This is a genomic window from Streptomyces sp. KMM 9044 (assembly GCF_024701375.2).
Lineage (GTDB): Bacteria > Actinomycetota > Actinomycetes > Streptomycetales > Streptomycetaceae > Streptomyces.
Genome location: NZ_CP113910.1, coordinates 5,672,951 through 5,693,069 on the forward strand (window position 1 = coordinate 5,672,951; position 20,119 = coordinate 5,693,069).

Below are 20,119 nucleotides of genomic sequence, written 5' to 3' on the forward strand. Positions count from 1 at the left end.
GCCGCGCGGGCGTCAGTTGTGGCCGAAACGCTTTTCCCTGCCCTTGCGGGCAACGTCTCCGGGAGTGATCTGCGGGCCGTACTGCTCGGTCTGCGGCTCGGCGGAGGGATGCTGCACCGTCTGCTGGGCGCGTCCGGGCTGCGGCTGCTTCCGTTCACGGTTCTTGTTCTTGGCCATGGTGATGCCTCCTGTGGGGATGTAGGGCCCCTGGTCCGGATCCTGCCGGGCTCGCAGGACCTGATCCGGGCCAGGGATCCCGGGGCCAGGACCGGGATCAGACTCGCATGGCGGAACATTTGCCGCATGTCAGACAATTACCGTGTGTGACAGGGTGGGTCGGCGGAGAAAGTGTGGAAACGCCACGCCGAAGATCGAGTTCGGGCCGTCAACCCCGGCGCGGTCGGGCAGACTCGAAGCAAGCCCGAAGCAAACCTCCCGGAAAGAGGGTGGAACGCGTGGACCGCTGCATCGTCCTGGTGGACGCCGGGTATCTGCTGGGGGCCGCCGCCAGTCTCCTCGCCGGGGAGCCCTCGCGGTCCCGGATCACCGTCGATCACGCCGCTCTCATCCAAGGGCTGCGCGAGCGCGCCGAGTCCGACACGGGCCGGCCTCTGCTGCGCATCTACTGGTTCGACGGGGCCCCCGACCGGGTGCCGCAGCCCGAACACCGCCGGCTGCGGGTGATGCCCAGGGTCACCGTCCGGCTGGGCGCTCTCACCCGCAGTGACGGGCGCTGGGCGCAGAAGGGCGTCGACGCCGCCATGCACGCCGAGTTGACCGAGCTGGCCCGCAACCGCGCCTGCTCCGACATCGTCCTGGTCACCGGCGACGGCGATCTGCTGCCCGGCATGATGGCCGCGAAGGAGCACGGCGTCGCCGTCCACCTGTGGGCCGTCCAGGCCGCCGACGGCGACTACAACCAGTCCGAGGACCTGGTCGCCGAGGCCGACGAACGCCGGGTGCTGGACCGTGCCTGGATCACCAAGGCGGTGCGGGCCAAGGACTACTCCGGTGGGTGTGCCCCGCCTCCCCCGGCCCGTCCCGAGATCGCCGCCATCCTCTCCGCCCCCCTGCCGGAGTCCGCGCACGCCCCGGAGGAGGAGCCGGACACGCACGAGCCGCCGCACCCGGCCGGTACCGGGCACAACGGCACCGGCGACCGTGCCCCCGCCGCCAGGGGTGTACCCACCCCCAAGGATCTGGCGGCCCTGCGCGGCCCCGGTGCCCCCCACCCCCACCCCCACCAGGCGCAGTCCGCCACCCTGCGCTGGTCCTCCGACAAGGGCTGGGTCGACCGGCCCGTCGTCGAGCCCCCCGAAGCCGCCTCGATGCCGACGCTCGCCCAGCTGACCACGGCGGAGCAGCGGTGGGCCGACCGGGAGGAGGACATCACCACGGTCGGCGGGGACCCCTTCGAGGTGGGGCAGGTCTTCGCCCGCCGCTGGGTGGAGCGGCTGGGGGAGCCGAGCGGCGTCCAGGAGCTGTCCGGCATGTACCCCCGCATCCCGCACCGCGTCGACGGCGAACTGCTGCGCTACGCCGCCCGCTTCGGCCTGCTCGCCCACAAGGACGACCAGATCGACGAACGCGACCGGTACGCCATCCGTGCGGGCTTCTGGCGCGAGGTGGACGTACGTACGGGGACGGAGCGCACCCCGGCCGGGGAGTGACCCGGTACCCGGGCCGGTGCCTTGCGGCGGGTTCGTCGTCCTACCGGGGGATTTGGGGCGGCCGGTCGACCCGGGAGCGAAGCGGGGGCGCGGACCCCGTAGTCTCGTCCCTTGTGAGCACGCGCGCGGTACAGACATTCCGGCACGATGGTGACATCGTGTGCGCGGTGCGCGGGCTGACCAAGACCTATCCGGCGGCCCGCGGGCGCCGCGGCGCGCCGGCGATCCCCGAGGTCCGGGCCACCGACGACGTCGCCCTCGACGTCCGGCGCGGAGAGATCTTCGGACTGCTCGGGCCGAACGGTGCCGGCAAGTCCACCCTCGTCCGCCAGATCACCGGGCTGATGCGGCCCGACCGCGGCAGCGTCCGGATCCTCGGCCACGACATCGTGCGCCACCCCGAGCGGGCCGCGCGGATCCTCGCCTACCTCGGGCAGGAGTCCACCGCCCTCGACGAGCTGACCGTGTCCCTCGCCGTCGAGACCACCGCGCGGCTGCGCGGTCTCGACGGGAAACGGGCGTGCGCGGAGCGCGACGACGTCCTCGACGAACTCGGGCTCACCCCGATCGCCGCGCGCCCGCTCAAGAAGCTGTCCGGCGGCCAGCGCCGGCTGGCCTGCTTCGCCGCCTCGCTGGTCGGCGAGCGGCCCCTGCTGGTGCTGGACGAACCCACCGCAGGCATGGACCCGGTGGCGCGGCGTGCGGTATGGGCCGCCGTCGACCGGCGCCGGGCCGAGCAGGGCGCCACCGTGCTGCTGGTCACCCACAACGTCATCGAGGCCGAAACCGTCCTCGACCGGGTCGCCGTGCTCGACCGGGGCCGGGTGATCGCCTGCGACAGCCCGTCCGGACTGAAGGAGCAGGTCGCGGGCGAGGTCCGGGTCGACCTGGTGTGGCGCGAGGCGGCCCCGCTGCACGTGCCGGAGGTCGCCGCACTCCAGGACCGCGCCGTCGAGGCCGGCCGCCGCTGGACGCTGCGGCTCGGACCGGAGGAGGCCCGTACCGTCGTCGCCACCGTCACCGGCGGCGCCGCCTTCGCCGCCCTGGACGACTTCACGCTCACCACGCCCACTCTGGAGGACGTGTACCTGGCACTGGGCGGTGCCGTGCTGCAGGGGCTGGTGAAGGCGTGAGCGGCGGGTCCCTGAGTACACAGGGCGCCGTGTCCGTACGGAACAGGACGACTGCCGGAGTGGATCCGGGCGAACCTCCGAGCGAAGGGGAGCAGCGCGACGTGAGTGGCGTACCCGCCGATGTCCTGCCGGGCGCCATCCTGGCCGGGAAGGAGACCGTGCCCACACCGGCCGTGCTCGGGCCCCGGGCGCGGCTGTGGCCGTCGCTGGCGGCCGTGTACCGGGCCCAGCTCTCCCGGGCGCGGGTGGCGCGGATCCCGCTGCTGTTCGTGGCGACCTTCCAGTCCGTCGGGATCATGGTCCTGATGCGCGGGGTCGTGGACGGCGGCTCCGAGGCGCGGGCGGTGGTGGCCGGGTCGGCCGTCCTGGTCGTCGCCTTCGTGGCGCTCAACCTCCTCGCGCAGTACTTCGGACAGCTGCGCGCCAGCGGCGGACTCGACCACTACGCGACGCTGCCGGTGCCGCCGGCCGCGGTGGTGCTGGGCGCGGCCGGCGCCTACGCCTCGTTCACCGTGCCGGGGACCGTGGTGACGGCGGCCTTCGGGTGCGTGCTGTTCGGACTGCCGATGGCGCATCTGTGGGTGCTGGTCGCGGTGATCCCGCTCTCGGGCGCCGCACTCGCCGGGCTGGGGGCCACCCTGGGACTGCTCGCGCCACGGCCCGAGTTCGCCACGCTGCTCGGCCAGCTGGGCATGTCGGCGGCGCTGCTGCTGGGTGTGCTGCCGGCGGAGCGGCTGCCGGAGGCGGTGCGGGTGGTCCGGGACCTGCTGCCGTCGACGTACGGTGTCGAGGCCCTCGCGCGGACCTTCGCGCCGCATCCCGACTGGACGCTGGTCCTCGGCGACCTCGCCGTGTGCGGGGCGGTCGGCGTGCTCTCACTGGCCGTGGCGACCTGGGCGTACCGCAGGGCCGCCGTCCGCTGACCTGCCGCTGACCTGTCGGTGACCTGTCGGTGACCTGTCCGGTGCCACACCGCACAGCCGGGCCTGGCACGATGTCAGGGTGAGCGCACCCCTGACCCCACCACCGCCTCCGCACGAACACTCCCCGCACGGCGGGTGGCAGTCGCCGTCCGCCGAGCAGAGGGCCGCATCCGCAGACGGAGCCGCCCCGGACGACGCGGCCACCGGGCACGGCGACCGGGCGGAGTGGTACGGCTGGTACGAACAGGACGGCCCCGGCATGAGGACGGAACTGCGTGAGGCCGCCGTCGTCACCGTGGCGACGGCGCTCGGCGGGGTGCTGCTCGGGGTGCTGTGGTGGTGGCTGGCGCCGCGCGTCCCGCTGGTGGGCGACGTCGAGGGCGACAACTGGGTCGTCTACCTCAAGGACACCGAGGGCGAGCAGGCCATCGGCGTGGACGGGACGTTCGCACTGCTCGCGCTGGCCTTCGGCGCGGTGAGCGCGCTCGCCGTGTTCCTCGTACGCCGGAGCGGGGGAGTGCCGCTGGTGGTGGCGCTCGGGGCCGGCGGGCTGCTCGGTTCGCTGCTCGCGTGGCGGCTCGGGGTGTGGCTCGGGCCCGCGCAGGACGTCGTCGCCCACGCGAGGGACGTGGGCAAGGGCGTGACGTTCGACGCGCCGCTGAAGCTGAGCGCCAAGGGAGCACTGCTGGCCTGGCCGTTCGCCGGGCTGGTCGTCCACCTGGGCCTGACCGCGCTGTTCGGTCCCCGCGACCCCGACCCCGACCCCTATCCGCCGGCCGACCCGTACGTCCCACAGCCGCCGCACGACGAATTCCCGAAGGCGTAGGGCCTGCCCGGCGGACAGGCCCTGCGACCCGGTCGGTCCGGTGGCGGTGTCAGGCCGGGCGCCCGCGGTGGTTGGCCCGGCTCTTCCTGGTACGCCACTTGCGTTTGCGGGTTCTCTTCGACATGCCTCTTCTGATCAACCGAAGAAGCGGGGCCCGTCTAGGTTCTGTCTGGAGTTTCCCGTCGTCGCCCGAAGGGCGGCCCTGCGGTGTCTGGTGCGGTGCCTCGGTGTGCGGCCGGATCGCCCTCGTACGGAACGTACCCGGGTGATGCGGCCGTGCGGCGAGGTGCCGTACCGGACACCGCACGGCAGACGGGAAACTCCCGACAGGGCCTGGGGGGCGTCAGCCGCTGCCGGGGAGTGTGCACGAGGGTGGTTTGACTCGATCGTGTGGTGGTCGGCTTGCGGCGTTGTGGGCCGTCCGGGCCGGCGTGATCGCGCGATCCGGGACGCCAGGTGTGGCGCCGGTGGAGCAGGGCCTCCCCGTCGCCTCCGGCCACACGAATACGGACCACGCACGGGAGGCACCTCGCCGCCCCGGGGCCGAGTACGCAGAGGGCCCGGGGCACCTCCCACGCCCTTGAGGCCGTGCGGGAGCGTCCGAGGCCGTTCGGGGCGTGCGGCTGAGCAGACTCACTCCTGCTCGGTCCGGAGGAACGCTCAGGTACGCCCGATCGGGGCGAGTACCGCTGAGGTCAGCCCGGCCAGGTCGGTGGGGGAGAGCTCGACCTCCAGGCCGCGGCGGCCCGCCGACACGCAGATCGTCTCGTGCAGACCGGCCGAGTCGTCCAGCACCGTACGCAGCTTCCTGCGCTGGCCGAGAGGTGAGATGCCGCCTCGAACGTAGCCCGTGGTGCGTTCCGCGAGGGAGGGGTCGGCCATCGCGGCCCGTTTGCCGCCGACCGCCGCCGCCAGGCCTTTCAGGTCCAGCAGGCCCGCCACCGGGACCACCGCCACCGTCAGCGCGCCGTCGACGTCCGCCACCAGCGTCTTGAAGACCCGGTCGGGGGAGACGCCCATCGCCTCGGCCGCCTCCTCTCCGTAGGACGGGTGGGAGGGGTCGTGGTCGTAGGAGTGGACCGTGAACCGCACCCCGGCCGCGGTGAGGGCCACCGTCGCGGGCGTGCCGCCCGACTGCTGCTGTTTCTTCGGCTTTCTCGCCATCCCGGCCCTGTTCCCGCCTCTGCGCTCGGTCCTGTTTCTGTCCGGTTCCCGTCCCGCTTCGGAGAGCCGTACGGCCGTACGTCAGTTGAGGTGCGTCGGCCCTCGGGTCAGCTCCGCCGCCGGCAGTGACGGCAGGTTACGGATGATGGCCGTCTCCGTGCGAAGGAGTTTCAGCTCGTCGCGGAGCCGGGACGCCGTGTCCGGTGCCTGGAGCAGACGCTGCTTCGTCGGCGTGTCGAGCATCATCGCGGCGGCGACCAGGTAGGACACGACCCCCGGCTCGTCCGGCAGTTCCGCGCCGGTCGCCAGCGACCGCTCCCGCGCTCCCGCCAGCCGCTTCTGGTACTGGCGGAAGGCCCGCAGCACCCCTTCGGCGAGCGCCCCCGCCTCTTCGCCGGGCGCCTCGGGCACCGGCTCCAGCTCTGCCGTCAGGAACGGCCCGGAGGCGTCGACCGACAGCAGCCGTGCCCGCGTCGTCCCGGTCGCCAGCACCTCGAAGGTGCCGTCGGTCCGCTCCCGGATCGTCGCCGCGTCGGCCACGCAGCCCACCTTGTGGAAGGACCGGAGCGGGTCGGTGCCGAAGCCCGCCGCGGGACCCCGCTCGGGCACGGCCGTCGGGTCCGGCAGGCCGGGGACGCTCGGGGCGACCTCGTGGCCGTCGCGGATCGTCACGACGGCGAACCGGCGCGGCCCGTCCTCCGGTTTCCTCAGGAGCTCGCGCATCATGGCGCGATAACGCTCCTCGAAGACGTTCAGCGGAAGTACGAGCCCGGGGAACAGCACCGAGTTCAGGGGGAAGAGCGGGAGCCGGGCGGTGGTCACGACGCAAAAGCCTAATGGTCGCCGAACCGGGCCCGACCGCCCCGTTCACTCCGTGGATGCCGGGGCCCCGCGGGAGGGGCCCCCGCGGGGCCGGCGGCCACCGCCTCGGACAGGCCCCGGCGCACCTCCAGGAACCGGCCGAGGGGATCCTCCGCTTCCCGGTCCCAGGGCGTGGAGGTGGCGTACGGGCCGGTGAGCCGCAACTGCTCCAGGGCGTCCGGCCCGCGCTCCAGGCGCAGCAGGACGTATGCCAGCAGGTTGCGCAGGCCGGCCGGGGGTGGGCTGCCGGAAGCCGGGCGGACAGGGCCAGAGCGGGGTCGGCCGCCGCCGTCGGTGAGATACCCGAAGGCCGCCTGCAGCGGCAGGGCCTGCGTGAGCGAGCCGTCCGGCGCGTCCTGCGCGGCCTGGTCGGCGAAGTCGAAGCGCACGAGGTGCGCACCCTGCCAGGAGGACGACAGACAGCGCAGCGCCGCCCCGTGGCAGCCGTAGTGGTGCGGGGCCCGGCGAACCGCGGCCTCCCACAGCTCCTGGAAGTACCGGTGCCCGGCACGGGTGCCGCGGGCGTGGTCCAGGGCGAGCCGCCACGGCACCGGGTCGCGGTGGTCGGCCCGCGCGGCGGCCGTGATCAACGGGCTCACCTCGCGCAGCAGTTCGGCACGCACCGGTGAGTCCCAGGCGCGGTGCACCGACCGCTGGGCGTCCACGAGCAGTCCGTCGGGGTTGTACGGGTCGCGGGCGCGCCAGGTGTCCAGCCATTCGGGGCGCGAGCGGGCGAAGACGGCCAGCTTGCGCACGTACCGGTCGCGGTGCTCCCACGCCCCGCGGTGCCGGGTGGCGGAGAGCAGGCCGACGGCGGGCGCGGGGTCGCCGCCCGCGGCTCCGACCAGGACCGGACCCAGCACCTCGTCGGGGGCGTCGAGCAGCACCTCGGCGTCCGCGGCAGCACGCGGGGGCGACGGGTCGGGTGGTGCCCGTCTTTCCTCGCGTTTCCTCGCGCCCGGGACGCGCGGGTGGACGCGTGCAGCAGAGCCATGGTGTCAACCCTTGAAAGACCGCAGGTCACAGCGACGCCAGACCCTTCATGGAAGTTACCGGAGGTCGTACGTCATCCGGTCACGTCCGGGTAAAAGGAAGCGGGCCTTCCGGAGTGGTCAGGGGCCGGCCACAGCCGGTCGAACGGCTGGGCGGAGACCCGGCAGAGGTCGGCAGAGGCCGGCCGGGACGCGGGCGAGGGTGCGGCCGGAGGCCGGGGATCCGGCCGAGGGCCGGGTTCGGTGGTGTGTCGGGCGCGGGGATCGGCCGGGGGCCGGTTGCGGGCCGGCCGAGGTGGCTGTGAGGCGGGTGGGGGCCGGGATGTGGCCGGGGCCGGCCGTGTCGCCTGTCGGGGCCGTGGAACCGGGCAGGGGTCCGGCGGGTCCGTCAGCCGCGGCGCAGGGCCCGGGTCGCCCCCGCCGCCACGGTCGTGGCGAGGATCCAGCCGAGCAGGATGAAGGCGGTCGCCAGCCACTGCCAGCCGCCGCGCAGCTGCCAGAACCCCGCCTGGCCCAGGTCGATCACCGGCAGCAGCAGGTCCAGGGCGAAGAGGGAGGGGTTCCACGCAGGATGCTCGCCGCTCTTGATCGGTGGGTGGCGCGTGTGCGCGAACGCCAGCGAACCGCCCGCCCACAGCACCGCCATCCACACCGCGGCCCGCCCCGGCCGGTAGCCGTAGGCGACCGTCCAGTCCTGCGCGTAGCCCCACAGCTTGGCCGCCAGGGGCAGGCTCTCGCGGCGGTGGCGCTGCTTGGCCAGCAGCACCTCGCGGGCCGCCTCCTCCTCGCCGCCTGCCCGCAGTACGGCGGCCAGCCGCTCATACGGCTCCGGGGTGTACTCGGCGCTCGCCGCGGCCACCCACCCCAGCCGCCGGGCCAGCGGGAACGGCCCGCGCGGCACGAGGTTCTCGTAGGCGAAGCCGCCCATGTGCAGCCGGCCGGGGCCCGGCCAGCTGTCCGCCCGGTCCATCAGGTTGACCACCCGCGCCCCCGACAGCGTCACTCTCCCACGGGCCGGCCGCTCTCCGAGGAACCGCAGTTCCGGCGTCTGTATTCGGCGCAGCGACAACTCCTGATCGTCGGTCAGGGTGAACCGGGCCCGCTCGAAGTCGACCGCGTCCCCGAACCGCCCGTCGTCCAGCCGAACCCCGCCCTGGCACTCGAACCGCTGGATCCGTGTCCCGCGCGCCGGTGTCATTCCGCTGCGCGCCTGCGCGCCGACCCCGGCCGGCGTCAGGTACAGCGACCGCTCGACTGTCAGCTGCGGTGCGTTCAGCGCGAACCGGGCGGACGGGTTCACCAGCCGGGCCCCGCGCAGATTCACCGAGACGCCTATCGTCGCGCCGCGCAAGCTCAGCTCGCCGTGCGACTCCAGCAGTTCGGCCTGGAGGTCCTGGCCGACGGTCATGCCGTCCGCGGCGATCGACCGGCCGCTGCGGTCGCGGTGCACGACCGCCTGGTTGAGCAGCAGATCCGTACCGATCCGGGCGTCGGTCAGCCGTATGCCCCCCAGGAAACGGCAGCGCGGCAGATGCAGGTCGCCCTCGGTCTGCAGCCGGGCCGCCTCCAGCCGCAGCACCGAGCAGTCCACCATCCGCACCGTCGTGAAGCGGGTCTCCGGCACCAGCACGTCCCGCTCGAAGCGGCAGTCGCGCATCTCCACGTACGGCGCCACCGTGCCACCCGCGAGGTCCAGCGCACCGCTGATCAGTACCCCGACCAGCTTCAGCGAGGACACCCGGCCGGCCAGGGCCGGCGGGCCGTCCAGCAGGAGCCAGCACACGATGCGGGCCCGGACCGTCCGCTCGGGCCCCCACGGATGCCCCCCGTGCGGATCGTCGACGACGGCGTTCCCGCTGCTCAGGTCGTACACGCTGCCGTTACGGAAGGCTTGCCACATACCGGCCTCCGTCGCCGTCAGGTTGTCCGGGACCTCGCCGGCGCGTCGTCCTTCCTCCTCGGTCACGGCTCTCCCCTCCCTCCCCAGCTACGCGTGGGTTCGTCATTTCGTACAACTCGTATGCGTACAACGGTTCATGCCCGCTGGGTGAACCATCGAACACAGAAAGTAAGAAAGCTCTTCCTCGTGTGCACAGTGGGTCACCGAGGGGGCCGCGTATCAGCCATTGGAACGCCCGCACGGAGCCCGACGCGAGTCTGAGAGAATTGAGCACGTGATCTCCCGAATCGATCTGCGCGGCGACGCCCTCCCCGAGGGTCCCGCCCTGCGCGACCTGCTGCCCCGAGCCGACTTCGACGTCGCGGCCGCCCTCGAGAAGGTGCGGCCCCTCTGCGAGGACGTGCACCATCGGGGCGACGCGGCGCTGATCGACCTCGCCGAGCGGTTCGACGGCGTGCGTCTGGAATCCGTCCGGGTCCCGGCCCGGGCACTCACCGACGCGCTGGAGCGACTGGACCCGGCCGTCCGCGCGGCTCTGGAGGAGTCCATCCGCCGCGCCCGGCTCGTGCACCGCGCGCAGCGCCGTGAGTCCCACACCACCCAGGTCGTGCCCGGAGGCACCGTCACCGAGAAGTGGGTGCCGGTCGACCGGGTGGGCCTGTACGCGCCCGGCGGGCGCTCCGTCTACCCGTCCTCCGTGATCATGAACGCGGTCCCGGCCCAGGAGGCCGGCGTCGAGTCGGTCGCGCTCGCCTCGCCGCCCCAGAAGGAGTTCGGCGGGCTGCCGCACCCGACGATCCTCGCCGCGTGCGCCCTGCTCGGCGTCGACGAGGTGTACGCCGCGGGCGGCGCCACCGCCGTCGCCATGTTCGCGTACGGCACCGAGTCCTGCCCGCCCGCCACCATGGTCACCGGCCCCGGCAACATCTGGGTCGCCGCCGCGAAGCGCTACTTCACTGGCCGCATCGGCATCGACGCCGAGGCGGGACCGACCGAGATCGCGATCCTCGCCGACGACACGGCCGACCCGGTGCACGTCGCCTCCGACCTGATCAGCCAGGCCGAACACGACCCGTTGGCCGCTGCCGTCCTCGTCACCGACTCCGCCACTCTCGCGGACGCCGTGGAGAAGGAACTGGTCCCCCAGGTCGCCGCCGCCCGGCACGTCGAGGACCGGATCGCCCCCGCCCTCGCCGGCCGCCAGTCCGCGATCGTCCTGGTCGACGGCCTCGACGAGGGCCTGCGTGTGGTCGACGCCTACGGTGCCGAGCACCTGGAGATCCAGACCGCCGACGCCGCCGCGCTCGCCGACCGGGTCCGCAACGCCGGCGCGGTCTTCGTCGGCCCCTGGTCCCCGGTCTCCCTGGGCGACTACGCGGCCGGCTCCAACCACGTCCTGCCCACCGGCGGCTGCGCCTGCCACTCCTCGGGTCTGTCCGTCCAGTCCTTCCTGCGCGGCATCCACATCGTCGACTACACCGAGGACGCGCTGGCCGACGTCGCGCACCACGTGGTCACGCTCGCCGAGGCGGAAGACCTGCCCGCGCACGGCGCGGCGATCAAGGTCCGTTTCGCCGGAGGCGAACAGGGCGAGTACCGCGCCGGAGGCGAACAGGGCGAGTACCGCGCCGGAGGTGAACAGGGCGAGTACCGCGCCGGAGGTGAACAGGGCGAGTACCGCGCCGGAGGTGAACAGGGCGAGTACCGCGCCGGAGGTGAACAGGGCGAGCACAGTGGCGGGAAGGTACCCGAGAGCAAGTGAACGCCATCAACGCCACCGACCCCACGGGCGTCACCGTCGACGACCTCCCCGTACGCGACGAGCTGCGCGGCAAGTCCCCCTACGGCGCGCCCCAGCTCGACGTCCCCGTCCGGCTGAACACCAACGAGAACCCCTACCCGCTGCCCGAACCGCTGGTCGAGCGGATCACCGAGCGGGTCCGGGAGGCCGCCCGCCACCTCAACCGCTACCCCGACCGGGACGCGGTCGAGCTGCGCACCGGACTGGCCGCCTACCTGACGAAGACCGGCGGACACCCCGTCGGCGTGGAGAACGTCTGGGCCGCCAACGGTTCCAACGAGGTCATCCAGCAGCTGCTGCAGGCCTTCGGCGGCCCCGGCCGCACCGCGATCGGTTTCGAGCCCTCGTACTCGATGCACGGACTCATCGCGCGCGGCACCGGCACCGGCTGGGTCTCCGGTCCCCGGGGCGAGGACTTCACCATCGACCTGCCCGCCGCCGGGAAGGCGATCGCCGAGCACCGACCGGACGTCGTCTTCGTCACCACCCCCAACAACCCCACCGGCACCGCGGTCCCCGCCGAGACCGTCCGCGCCCTGTACGAGGCCGCGCAGGCGGCGAGGCCGTCGATGGTGGTCGTGGACGAGGCGTACGTCGAGTTCAGCCACGGCGACTCGCTGCTGCCGCTGATCGAGGGCCGCCCGAACCTCGTCGTCTCCCGTACCATGTCGAAGGCGTTCGGCGCGGCGGGCCTGCGCCTCGGCTACCTCGCCGCGCACCCCGCCGTCGTGGACGCCGTGCAACTCGTCCGTCTGCCCTACCACCTGTCCGCCGTCACCCAGGCGACCGCGCTGGCCGCCCTGGAACACGCGGACACGCTGCTGAAGTACGTCGAACAGCTGAAGCGGGAGCGGGACCGCCTGGTCACCGAACTGCGCGCCCTCGGCTTCGAGGTGACCGAGTCCGACGCGAACTTCGTCCAGTTCGGCACGTTCGCGGACGCCCACGTGGTCTGGCGGAAGATCCTCGACCGGGGCGTCCTGGTCCGGGACAACGGCGTACCGGGATGGCTGCGGGTCTCCGCGGGTACCCCGGCCGAGAACGACGCGTTCCTCGACGCGGTCGGTGAACTGGTCAGCTACGTGGGGGCCGCCCCCACACCCCCGAAGGAGCAGAGCGCATGAGCCGCGTAGGACGCGTCCAGCGGACCACGAAGGAGACGTCGGTCCTCGTCGAGATCGACCTCGACGGCACGGGCAAGACGGAGATCTCCACCGGGGTCGGCTTCTACGACCACATGCTCGACCAGCTCGGCCGGCACGGTCTGTTCGACCTGACCGTGAAGACCGAGGGCGACCTGCACATCGACTCGCACCACACCATCGAGGACACCGCCCTGGCCCTCGGCGCCGCCTTCAAGCAGGCCCTCGGCGACAAGGTGGGCATCTACCGCTTCGGCAACTGCACGGTCCCGCTGGACGAGTCCCTCGCCCAGGTCACCGTCGACCTGTCCGGCCGCCCCTACCTCGTGCACACCGAGCCCGAGAAGACGGCACCGATGATCGGCGAGTACGACACCACGATGACCCGGCACATCCTGGAGTCCTTCGTCGCCCAGGCCCAGGTCGCGCTGCACGTGCACGTGCCGTACGGGCGCAACGCGCACCACATCGTCGAGTGCCAGTTCAAGGCCCTCGCCCGAGCCCTGCGGTACGCGTCCGAGCGTGACCCGCGCGCGGCGGGCATCCTGCCCTCCACGAAGGGCGCCCTGTAAGCATGAACGGCCTGTCCACCGCACTGATCGTCGTCGGCCTGTTCTTCGCCGGCGGCGTCGTCTCGTTCACCAAGCAGAAGATGCCCAAGGGCGTGACCGCGGTGCTCGCCGTCGGCGCCGTGCTGTGCCTGACCGCGGGCGTCCTGCGGCTGGAGGTGTGACCGTGAGCACCACCAAACGGGTCGTGGTCTTCGACTACGGCTTCGGCAACGTCCGCTCCGCCGAGCGCGCCCTCGCCCGCGCGGGCGCCGACGTGGAGATCACCCGCGACTTCGACACCGCCATGAACGCCGACGGGCTGCTGGTCCCCGGCGTCGGCGCCTTCGCCGCCTGCATGAAGGGTCTCAAGGAGGCGCGCGGCGACTGGATCATCGGCCGTCGGCTGTCCGGCGGCCGGCCCGTCATGGGCATCTGCGTCGGCATGCAGATCCTGTTCGCCCGCGGCATCGAGCACGGCGTCGAGACCGAGGGCATGGACGAATGGCCCGGCACGGTCTCCCCGCTCCAGGCCGACGTCGTGCCCCACATGGGCTGGAACACCGTGGACGTGGCGGCCGGCTCCGAGCTCTTCGCCGGCCTGGACGCGGACGCCCGCTTCTACTTCGTGCACTCCTACGCCGTCCACGACTGGACCCTCCAGGTGGACAACCCGGTGATGCGGGCACCCAAGGTCACCTGGTCCACCCACGGCGAACCGTTCGTCGCCGCCGTGGAGAACGGCGCCCTGTGGGCGACACAGTTCCACCCCGAGAAGTCCGGCGACGCCGGAGCCCAGCTCCTCACCAACTGGATCGGAACCCTGTAGCGACATGGCCAAGCTCGAACTCCTCCCCGCCGTCGACGTCCGCGACGGCCAGGCCGTCCGCCTCGTGCACGGCGAGTCCGGCACCGAGACCTCCTACGGCTCCCCCCTCCAGGCCGCGCTCGCCTGGCAGCGCTCGGGCGCCCAGTGGCTGCACCTGGTCGACCTGGACGCCGCGTTCGGCACCGGCGACAACCGCGCGCTGATCGCCGAGGTCACCGGCGCCATGGACATCAAGGTGGAACTGTCCGGCGGCATCCGTGACGACGCCGCCCTCGCCGCCGCCCTCGCCACCGGCTGCACCCGCGTCAACCTCGGCACCGCCGCCCTGGAGACCCCCGGGTGGGTCGCCGAGGTCATCGCCGAGCACGGCGACAGGATCGCCGTCGGCCTCGACGTGCGCGGCACCACGCTGCGCGGCCGCGGCTGGACGCGTGACGGCGGCGACCTCTACGAGACGCTGGAGCGCCTCGACAAGGAGGGCTGCGCCCGCTACGTCGTCACCGACATCGCCAAGGACGGCACCCTCCAGGGCCCCAACCTGGAGCTCCTGAAGAACGTCTGCACCGCCACCGACCGTCCCGTCGTCGCCTCCGGCGGCGTGTCGTCGCTCGACGACCTGCGGGCCATCGCCGAGCTCGTCCCGCTCGGCGTCGAGGGCTCCATCGTCGGCAAGGCCCTGTACGCGAAGGCCTTCACCCTGGAAGAGGCTCTGGAGGCTGTGTCCCGATGACGTCCGAAGCCGTACGGCGCGTACGGGGCGACAGCCCCTGGGACGAGGCCTTCGGGTCCGCGCGCGCCGTGGCGGCGGGCGACCGCGTCCTGGTGGCCGCCGCCACCGCGTTCAACGGTGATGTGCTGTACGGGGAGGGCGACCCGTACGAACAGGCCAAGGCGGCCTTCGGCAGTGCCCTGGAGGCGATCGCCGAGTTCGGGCTCGGCGCCGACTCCGTGATCCGCACGCGCGTGTACCTCGCGCACTCGCGGGACATCGACGCGGCGGGACGCGCCCACAAGGAACTGTTCGACACGGTGCGCCCGGTCACGACCCTCCTGGTGGTGGGGGGCTTCATGGACTCGCGCGTACTGGTGTCGGTGGAAGTCGAAGCATTCAGAGGAGCCGTGATCTCATGACCCTGGCGGTCCGAGTCATCCCCTGCCTGGACGTGGACAACGGCCGGGTCGTCAAGGGCGTCAACTTCCAGAACCTGCGTGACGCGGGCGACCCCGTCGAGATGGCCAAGGTGTACGACACCGAGGGCGCCGACGAGCTGACGTTCCTGGACATCACCGCCTCGTCGGGCAACCGCGAGACGACCTACGACGTGGTGCGCCGCACCGCCGAGCAGGTGTTCATTCCCCTGACCGTGGGCGGCGGCGTCCGCACCACCGAGGACGTGGACAAACTGCTGCGGGCGGGCGCCGACAAGGTCGGCGTCAACACCGCCGCGATCGCCCGCCCGGACCTCATCCGGGAGATCGCCGAGCGTTTCGGCCGCCAGGTCCTCGTCCTGTCGGTCGACGCACGCCGCACCGAGTCCGGCGACTCCTTCGAGGTCACCACGCACGGCGGGCGCCGGGGCACCGGCATCGACGCCGTCGAGTGGGCCCACCGGGCCGCCGAACTGGGCGCGGGCGAGATCCTGCTCAACTCCATGGACGCGGACGGCACCAGGGACGGCTACGACCTGGACATGATCGCCGCCGTCCGCAAACACGTCACCGTCCCGGTGATCGCCTCGGGCGGCGCGGGCCGGCTCACCGACTTCCCGCCCGCCGTCGCCGCGGGTGCCGGCGCGGTCCTGGCCGCCTCTGTCTTCCACTTCGGCGACCTGCGCATCGGCCAGGTCAAGCAGACCCTGCGGGAAGCGGGCCACCCGATGCGCTGACGCCCGCCGTCCGGCCCGCTCAGTCCTCCTTGGACTGGGCGAGCCGGACCAGATTGCCCACCGTGTCGTCCAGTACGGCGGTGAGCACCGGGCCCTGGTCCTGCGGCTCCTGGACGAAGGCCACGCCCTCGCCGCGCAGCCGCTCGTACTCCGCGCGGAGGTCCGTCACCGAGAACACGATGACGGACAGTCCCGCCTCCCGGACCGCTCTGCGGTACGGCTCCGCGATGGGACCCTGCCCCGGTTCCAGCAGCAGCTCCAGATCCCGCTGTGCCCCCTCGCCCGCCCCGACCGTGACGAGCGGGGTGCCGTCGTCCAGGTCCGTTCGGGTGCGGGTCTCGAAGCCGAGGACACCGGTGTAGAACGCGTGCGCCTTGGCCACGTCATCGACGTACACGCTGGTCATGGCGACCTTGATCATGGGGATTCTTCTTCCGGTCTTGCGCGCTGGACGGCCCCCGGATCGTTCGGATTCAGATGCCGAGCTGCTTGGACGCGTTCAGTTTCTCGATCGCGTCCGCGTCGCCCACCAGTTCGACCTCGGCCACCTCGCGCCGCCCGTAGACGAACAGCAGCAGCTCCGACGGCTCACCGGTCACCGTGACCACCGGTGTGCCGCGGTGGGCCACCGCCGTCCGGCCGTCCGGGCGGCGCAGCACCAGGCCCGTGGGCGCGCCACGGACCACCATCCGGGCGGTCTGCTCCAGCCGCGACCACAGGGTGTCCTGGAACACCGGGTCGAGCTCACGCGGCGTCCAGTCGGGCCGCGCGCGGCGCACGTCCTCCGTGTGGACGTAGAACTCGACGACGTTCGACAACTCGTCGATCTGCTTGAGGTTGAAGGGCGAGAAGCGCGGCGGGCCGCTACGGAGGAGCTGGACCAGCTCCTCGTACGGCTTGGCGGTGAACTCCGCCGTCACCCGCTCCAGACGCTGGGCGAGCTGCTTGACCAGGATCCCGCCGGCGGCGTCCGGGCGGCGCTCGCGCACCACCACGTGGGCGGCGAGGTCGCGGGTGCGCCAGCCCTCGCACAGAGTGGGCGCGTCCGGGCCCGTGGTCTCCAGCAGATCGGCCAGGAGAAGTCGTTCACGCTTGGCATGGGTCGACATACAGCCAGCCTACGGCGACCAGCCCGCTCCGCACACCCGTCGCCCGGCCACCCCTCGACGCGGCGCGTACGCGCCCCGTCCCCTGCCGCGCCTTTCCAACCGGTGGACGGCAACCGGGCACCGTCCTCCCGCGCGGCACAATGGCTTCCATGACCAGCACGTCCCGGCCCAGCCGCCTCGCCCCCGAGATCGCCGCACGGCTCAAGCGCAGCCCCGACGGCCTCCTGCCCGCCATCGCCCAGCAGTACGACACCCACGAGGTGCTGATGCTGGGCTGGATGGACGACGAGGCGCTGCACCGCACCCTGACCACCGGCCGCTGCACCTACTGGTCGCGCAGCCGCCGGGAGTACTGGGTCAAGGGCGACACCTCCGGGCACGTCCAGCACGTGAAGTCCGTCGCCCTCGACTGCGACGCCGACACCGTCCTCGTCCAGGTCGACCAGGCGGGCGCCGCCTGCCACACCGGCGCCCGCACCTGCTTCGACGCCGACGTGCTGCTCACGGACACCCCCGCGGACCGCGTCGGCCGCGGCGCGCACACCCCCGGTCAGTAAGGTCTGCCGCCATGGACCTCGAGACGTTCCGCAAGCTCGCCACCGACCGCCGGGTCATCCCGGTCACCCGCAAACTGCTCGCCGACGGCGACACCCCGGTCGCGCTCTACCGCAAGCTCGCCGCGGACCGCCCCGGCACCTTCCTCCTGGAGTCCGCCGATGGGGGGACCGCCCACGCGTTCGGCAGTGGGGGAGGGCGCTCCTGGTCCCGCTACTCCTTCGTCGGCGTCCGCAGCGCCGCCACCCTCACCGAGCAGGGCGGACAGGCGCACTGGAAGGGCACCCCGCCCGTCGGCGTACCGGTGGGCGGCGACCCGCTCGCCGCACTGCGCGCCACCCTCGATGCCCTGCACACCCCGCGTGACCTCGCCCACGACCTCGGCCTGCCGCCCTTCACCGGCGGCATGGTCGGCTACCTCGGCTACGACATCGTGCGCCGACTCGAGAACATCGGCCCCGGCGAGCGGGACGACCTGCGGCTGCCCGAGCTGACCATGCTGCTCACCAGTGACCTCGCCGTGATGGACCACTGGGAGGGCTCCGTCTGGTTGATCGCCAACGCGATCAACCACAACGACCTGGAGACCGGCGTCGACGAGGCCCACGCCGACGCCGTGGCCCGGCTGGACGCCATGGAGGCCGATCTCTCCCGCGCGGTGGCCCAGCCCCCGGCCGTCCTGCCGCCCTCCGAACTCCCCGACCACACCGCCCTGTGGGGCGGACCCGACTTCCGGGCCGCCGTCGAGGACATCAAGGAACGCATCCGCGCGGGAGAGGCCTTCCAGGTCGTCCCCTCCCAGCGGTTCGAGACCCCCTGCACGGCGAGCGCCCTGGACGTCTACCGGGTGCTGCGGGCCACCAACCCGTCGCCCTACATGTACCTGTTCCGCTTCGACGCGTTCGACGTCGTCGGATCGTCCCCCGAAGCACTCGTGAAGGTCGACGACGGACAGGCGATGGTCCACCCCATCGCCGGCACCCGGCCGCGCGGCGCCACCCCGCAGGAGGACCAGGCCCTCGCAGAGGAACTACTCGCGGACCCCAAGGAGCGCGCCGAGCACCTCATGCTCGTCGACCTGGGACGCAACGACCTCGGGCGGGTCTGCGAGCCCGGCTCCGTCGAGGTCGTCGACTTCATGTCCGTCGAGCGGTACTCGCACGTCATGCACATCGTCTCGACGGTCACCGGCCGGGTCACGCCCGGCCGGTCCGCCTTCGATGTGCTCGCCGCCTGCTTCCCGGCCGGCACCCTCTCCGGCGCCCCCAAGCCCCGTGCCATGCAGATCATCGACGAACTCGAGCCGTCCCGGCGCGGGCTGTACGGCGGCTGTGTCGGTTACCTGGACTTCGCCGGGGACTCCGACACGGCCATCGCGATCCGCACCGCGCTGCTGCGCGACGGCACCGCGTACGTCCAGGCAGGCGCCGGAATCGTCGCCGACTCCGACCCCGTCGCCGAGGACACCGAGTGCCGCAACAAGGCGGCCGCCGTGCTGCGCGCCGTCCACACGGCGAACCGGCTGGGCACGGTGTGACCCGCGTGCCCGGGGAGGTGCCGCACACACCGGGCGCCGTGCACCGGGCGCGACGCGTCCGGAGCCGTGTGAGATACGACCGGGACGGGCCCCGGGTGACCGTTCGCGCGCGGTTCACGCGATAGTGGAGTACGTGACTGCTGCTCCTCATCCCCGTTCCGAGGCCGCCGGCCCCGCCCGGACCGGCCGCCTCAGCCTCGCCGTCGCCCTGCTCTGCGGTGCCCTGGGCGCCACCGTGGTCCTGCTCGCCACCCGGCAGCAGTGGTCCGAGGGCACCGCGACCGTGGCCGGCGGCTCCTTCCCCCTGACCGCGAGCGGCAGCGACGTCACCGGCGTCCCCGCCGCCCTCGCCGTGGTGGGCCTGGCCGCGCTCGTCGCCGTCTTCGCCGTCCGGCGGGCCGGCCGGTTCGCCGTCGCCGCGGTGCTCGCCCTGTCCGGAGCGGGCACCGCCGTGGCCGCCCTGCTCGGTGCCTCCGACAGCTCCGCGCTCGACGACAAGGCCGCCGAGGTCTCCGGCGACACGTCGGCCGCCGTGGGGGCCCTCGGCCACACGGCCTGGCCCTACGTCGCGGCCGCAGGCGGCCTGCTGATCCTGGTGGCCGGCGTGCTCGCCCTGCACTACGGCAGGCTGTGGCCCGCAATGTCCGGCCGTTACGAGCGCGCCGCCGCCCCGCGGCCACGCGGTACGGCCGCCGTCGGTGATCCCGACCGTCCGGAGGAACTGTGGAAGGCCCTCGACCGAGGCGAGGACCCCACCGGAGCCTGAACCACCGGACCGCCGTCTCCCCTCCGCCGAGCGGCAGGCCAGGGGCGTTCACCGCGCGGAGGAGCACCCCCGATCACCGCACGCGCGCGCGTGCGGGACAATCGATCCGAGCGTCCTGCTCAGACACGTACACAGCACTGAGGAGCAAGCAATGGCGGGCAGCAGCCACGGTCACACCCCGGCCGCCTGGACCGGTGTCATCATCTCGTTCATCGGTTTCTGCGTCGCGAGCATGTTCATGGTGATGAACTCGCCGGTGGGATTCTGGGCCGGCATGGTCGTCGTGCTGCTCGGCGGTGTCGCCGGAGGCATCATGAAGAAGATGGGCATGGGCCAGCAGCAGCACGTCCACCCCGTCAACCCGCCCTCCGCCGACCGCGAGCCGGTGCGCGCCGAAAGCTGAACACCCGAAGCACTCCCGGGCGGGGGCGGTCGGCACACGGGTGCCGCAACCGCCCCTGACGCGTGTGCGCGGGG

Annotated in this window: 22 protein-coding genes and 1 pseudogene; 16 read left to right on the forward strand and 7 right to left on the reverse strand. The window is 72.8% G+C overall.

What is annotated here, in order from left to right:
• Positions 1 to 12: 12 nt before the first annotated feature.
• On the reverse strand, positions 13 to 177 hold the full coding sequence (locus HUV60_RS25560) for a hypothetical protein (RefSeq protein ID WP_257849554.1): 165 nt from the start codon (positions 175 to 177) through the stop codon (positions 13 to 15).
• Positions 178 to 455: 278 nt separating this feature from the next.
• Between HUV60_RS25560 and HUV60_RS25565 the strand changes: the two genes are divergently transcribed.
• The 4 genes from HUV60_RS25565 to HUV60_RS25580 all read left to right on the forward strand — a co-directional run bounded on the left by HUV60_RS25565 (position 456) and on the right by HUV60_RS25580 (position 4,552).
• Positions 456 to 1,670, forward strand: a complete 1,215-nt coding sequence (locus HUV60_RS25565) for an NYN domain-containing protein (RefSeq protein WP_257849556.1) — start codon at positions 456 to 458, stop codon at positions 1,668 to 1,670.
• A gap of 158 nt (positions 1,671 to 1,828) precedes the next feature.
• On the forward strand, positions 1,829 to 2,803 hold the full coding sequence (locus HUV60_RS25570) for an ABC transporter ATP-binding protein (RefSeq protein ID WP_257850253.1): 975 nt from the start codon (positions 1,829 to 1,831) through the stop codon (positions 2,801 to 2,803).
• A gap of 101 nt (positions 2,804 to 2,904) precedes the next feature.
• On the forward strand, positions 2,905 to 3,726 hold the full coding sequence (locus HUV60_RS25575) for an ABC transporter permease (protein WP_257849557.1): 822 nt from the start codon (positions 2,905 to 2,907) through the stop codon (positions 3,724 to 3,726).
• Positions 3,727 to 3,805: 79 nt separating this feature from the next.
• Positions 3,806 to 4,552 carry an AAA family ATPase gene (locus HUV60_RS25580; RefSeq protein ID WP_257849558.1) on the forward strand — a complete coding sequence of 249 codons (747 nt, stop codon included), beginning with the start codon at positions 3,806 to 3,808 and terminating at the stop codon, positions 4,550 to 4,552.
• Positions 4,553 to 5,212: 660 nt separating this feature from the next.
• On the opposite strand, the gene ybaK is transcribed toward HUV60_RS25580, so the two are convergent.
• The 4 genes from ybaK to HUV60_RS25600 form a co-directional block, all read right to left on the reverse strand.
• On the reverse strand, positions 5,213 to 5,716 hold the full coding sequence (gene ybaK, locus HUV60_RS25585; protein ID WP_257849560.1) for a Cys-tRNA(Pro) deacylase: 504 nt from the start codon (positions 5,714 to 5,716) through the stop codon (positions 5,213 to 5,215).
• Between the two features lie 81 nt (positions 5,717 to 5,797).
• Positions 5,798 to 6,538 (reverse strand): LON peptidase substrate-binding domain-containing protein, encoded by a 741-nt coding sequence (locus HUV60_RS25590; RefSeq protein ID WP_257849561.1) that lies wholly within the window; start codon positions 6,536 to 6,538, stop codon positions 5,798 to 5,800.
• 11 nt (positions 6,539 to 6,549) lie between these two features.
• On the reverse strand, positions 6,550 to 7,464 hold the full coding sequence (locus HUV60_RS25595; protein ID WP_443047414.1) for a hypothetical protein: 915 nt from the start codon (positions 7,462 to 7,464) through the stop codon (positions 6,550 to 6,552).
• A 493-nt stretch (positions 7,465 to 7,957) separates the two neighbouring features.
• Positions 7,958 to 9,535 carry an oxidoreductase gene (locus HUV60_RS25600; RefSeq protein ID WP_257849562.1) on the reverse strand — a complete coding sequence of 526 codons (1,578 nt, stop codon included), beginning with the start codon at positions 9,533 to 9,535 and terminating at the stop codon, positions 7,958 to 7,960.
• A 208-nt stretch (positions 9,536 to 9,743) separates the two neighbouring features.
• Here HUV60_RS25600 and hisD point away from each other — a divergent pair.
• From hisD to hisF, 8 genes and pseudogenes are all read left to right on the forward strand, one after another.
• Positions 9,744 to 11,042: pseudogene (gene hisD, locus HUV60_RS25605) on the forward strand (histidinol dehydrogenase); the annotation flags it as partial.
• 194 nt (positions 11,043 to 11,236) lie between these two features.
• Positions 11,237 to 12,394 (forward strand): histidinol-phosphate transaminase, encoded by a 1,158-nt coding sequence (locus tag HUV60_RS25610; protein ID WP_257850254.1) that lies wholly within the window; start codon positions 11,237 to 11,239, stop codon positions 12,392 to 12,394.
• A complete protein-coding gene (gene hisB / locus HUV60_RS25615) occupies positions 12,391 to 12,984 on the forward strand; it encodes an imidazoleglycerol-phosphate dehydratase HisB (RefSeq protein ID WP_257849563.1) in 594 nt (197 codons plus the stop codon). The genes HUV60_RS25610 and hisB overlap by 4 nt, the downstream gene beginning before the upstream one ends.
• A 2-nt stretch (positions 12,985 to 12,986) precedes the next feature.
• A complete protein-coding gene (locus tag HUV60_RS25620; protein WP_257849564.1) occupies positions 12,987 to 13,145 on the forward strand; it encodes a hypothetical protein in 159 nt (52 codons plus the stop codon).
• A complete protein-coding gene (gene hisH / locus HUV60_RS25625) occupies positions 13,142 to 13,789 on the forward strand; it encodes an imidazole glycerol phosphate synthase subunit HisH (protein ID WP_257849565.1) in 648 nt (215 codons plus the stop codon). Before HUV60_RS25620 ends, hisH begins: the two co-directional genes overlap by 4 nt.
• Before the next feature lie 4 nt (positions 13,790 to 13,793).
• Positions 13,794 to 14,519, forward strand: a complete 726-nt coding sequence (gene priA, locus HUV60_RS25630; RefSeq protein WP_257849566.1) for a bifunctional 1-(5-phosphoribosyl)-5-((5-phosphoribosylamino)methylideneamino)imidazole-4-carboxamide isomerase/phosphoribosylanthranilate isomerase PriA — start codon at positions 13,794 to 13,796, stop codon at positions 14,517 to 14,519.
• Positions 14,516 to 14,920, forward strand: a complete 405-nt coding sequence (locus tag HUV60_RS25635) for a Rid family hydrolase (RefSeq protein WP_257849567.1) — start codon at positions 14,516 to 14,518, stop codon at positions 14,918 to 14,920. The genes priA and HUV60_RS25635 overlap by 4 nt, the downstream gene beginning before the upstream one ends.
• Positions 14,917 to 15,675 carry an imidazole glycerol phosphate synthase subunit HisF gene (gene hisF / locus HUV60_RS25640; protein WP_257849569.1) on the forward strand — a complete coding sequence of 253 codons (759 nt, stop codon included), beginning with the start codon at positions 14,917 to 14,919 and terminating at the stop codon, positions 15,673 to 15,675. Before HUV60_RS25635 ends, hisF begins: the two co-directional genes overlap by 4 nt.
• Before the next feature lie 19 nt (positions 15,676 to 15,694).
• Here the strand turns inward: hisF and HUV60_RS25645 are convergent, their stop codons facing one another.
• Positions 15,695 to 16,096 carry a VOC family protein gene (locus HUV60_RS25645; RefSeq protein ID WP_257849570.1) on the reverse strand — a complete coding sequence of 134 codons (402 nt, stop codon included), beginning with the start codon at positions 16,094 to 16,096 and terminating at the stop codon, positions 15,695 to 15,697.
• A gap of 52 nt (positions 16,097 to 16,148) precedes the next feature.
• Complete coding sequence (locus HUV60_RS25650; protein WP_257849571.1) at positions 16,149 to 16,784, reverse strand: TIGR03085 family metal-binding protein; 636 nt, start codon at positions 16,782 to 16,784, stop codon at positions 16,149 to 16,151.
• 149 nt (positions 16,785 to 16,933) lie between these two features.
• Here HUV60_RS25650 and hisI point away from each other — a divergent pair, with 149 nt between their 5' ends.
• From hisI to HUV60_RS25670, 4 genes are all read left to right on the forward strand, one after another.
• Entirely contained in the window at positions 16,934 to 17,341 is a 408-nt protein-coding gene (gene hisI, locus HUV60_RS25655; protein WP_257849572.1) for a phosphoribosyl-AMP cyclohydrolase, read from the forward strand.
• Between the two features lie 11 nt (positions 17,342 to 17,352).
• On the forward strand, positions 17,353 to 18,876 hold the full coding sequence (locus tag HUV60_RS25660; protein WP_257849573.1) for an anthranilate synthase component I: 1,524 nt from the start codon (positions 17,353 to 17,355) through the stop codon (positions 18,874 to 18,876).
• A 124-nt stretch (positions 18,877 to 19,000) separates the two neighbouring features.
• A complete protein-coding gene (locus HUV60_RS25665; RefSeq protein ID WP_257849574.1) occupies positions 19,001 to 19,642 on the forward strand; it encodes a TIGR02234 family membrane protein in 642 nt (213 codons plus the stop codon).
• A gap of 151 nt (positions 19,643 to 19,793) precedes the next feature.
• Positions 19,794 to 20,045 (forward strand): HGxxPAAW family protein, encoded by a 252-nt coding sequence (locus tag HUV60_RS25670; protein WP_257849575.1) that lies wholly within the window; start codon positions 19,794 to 19,796, stop codon positions 20,043 to 20,045.
• Positions 20,046 to 20,119 lie beyond the last annotated feature (74 nt).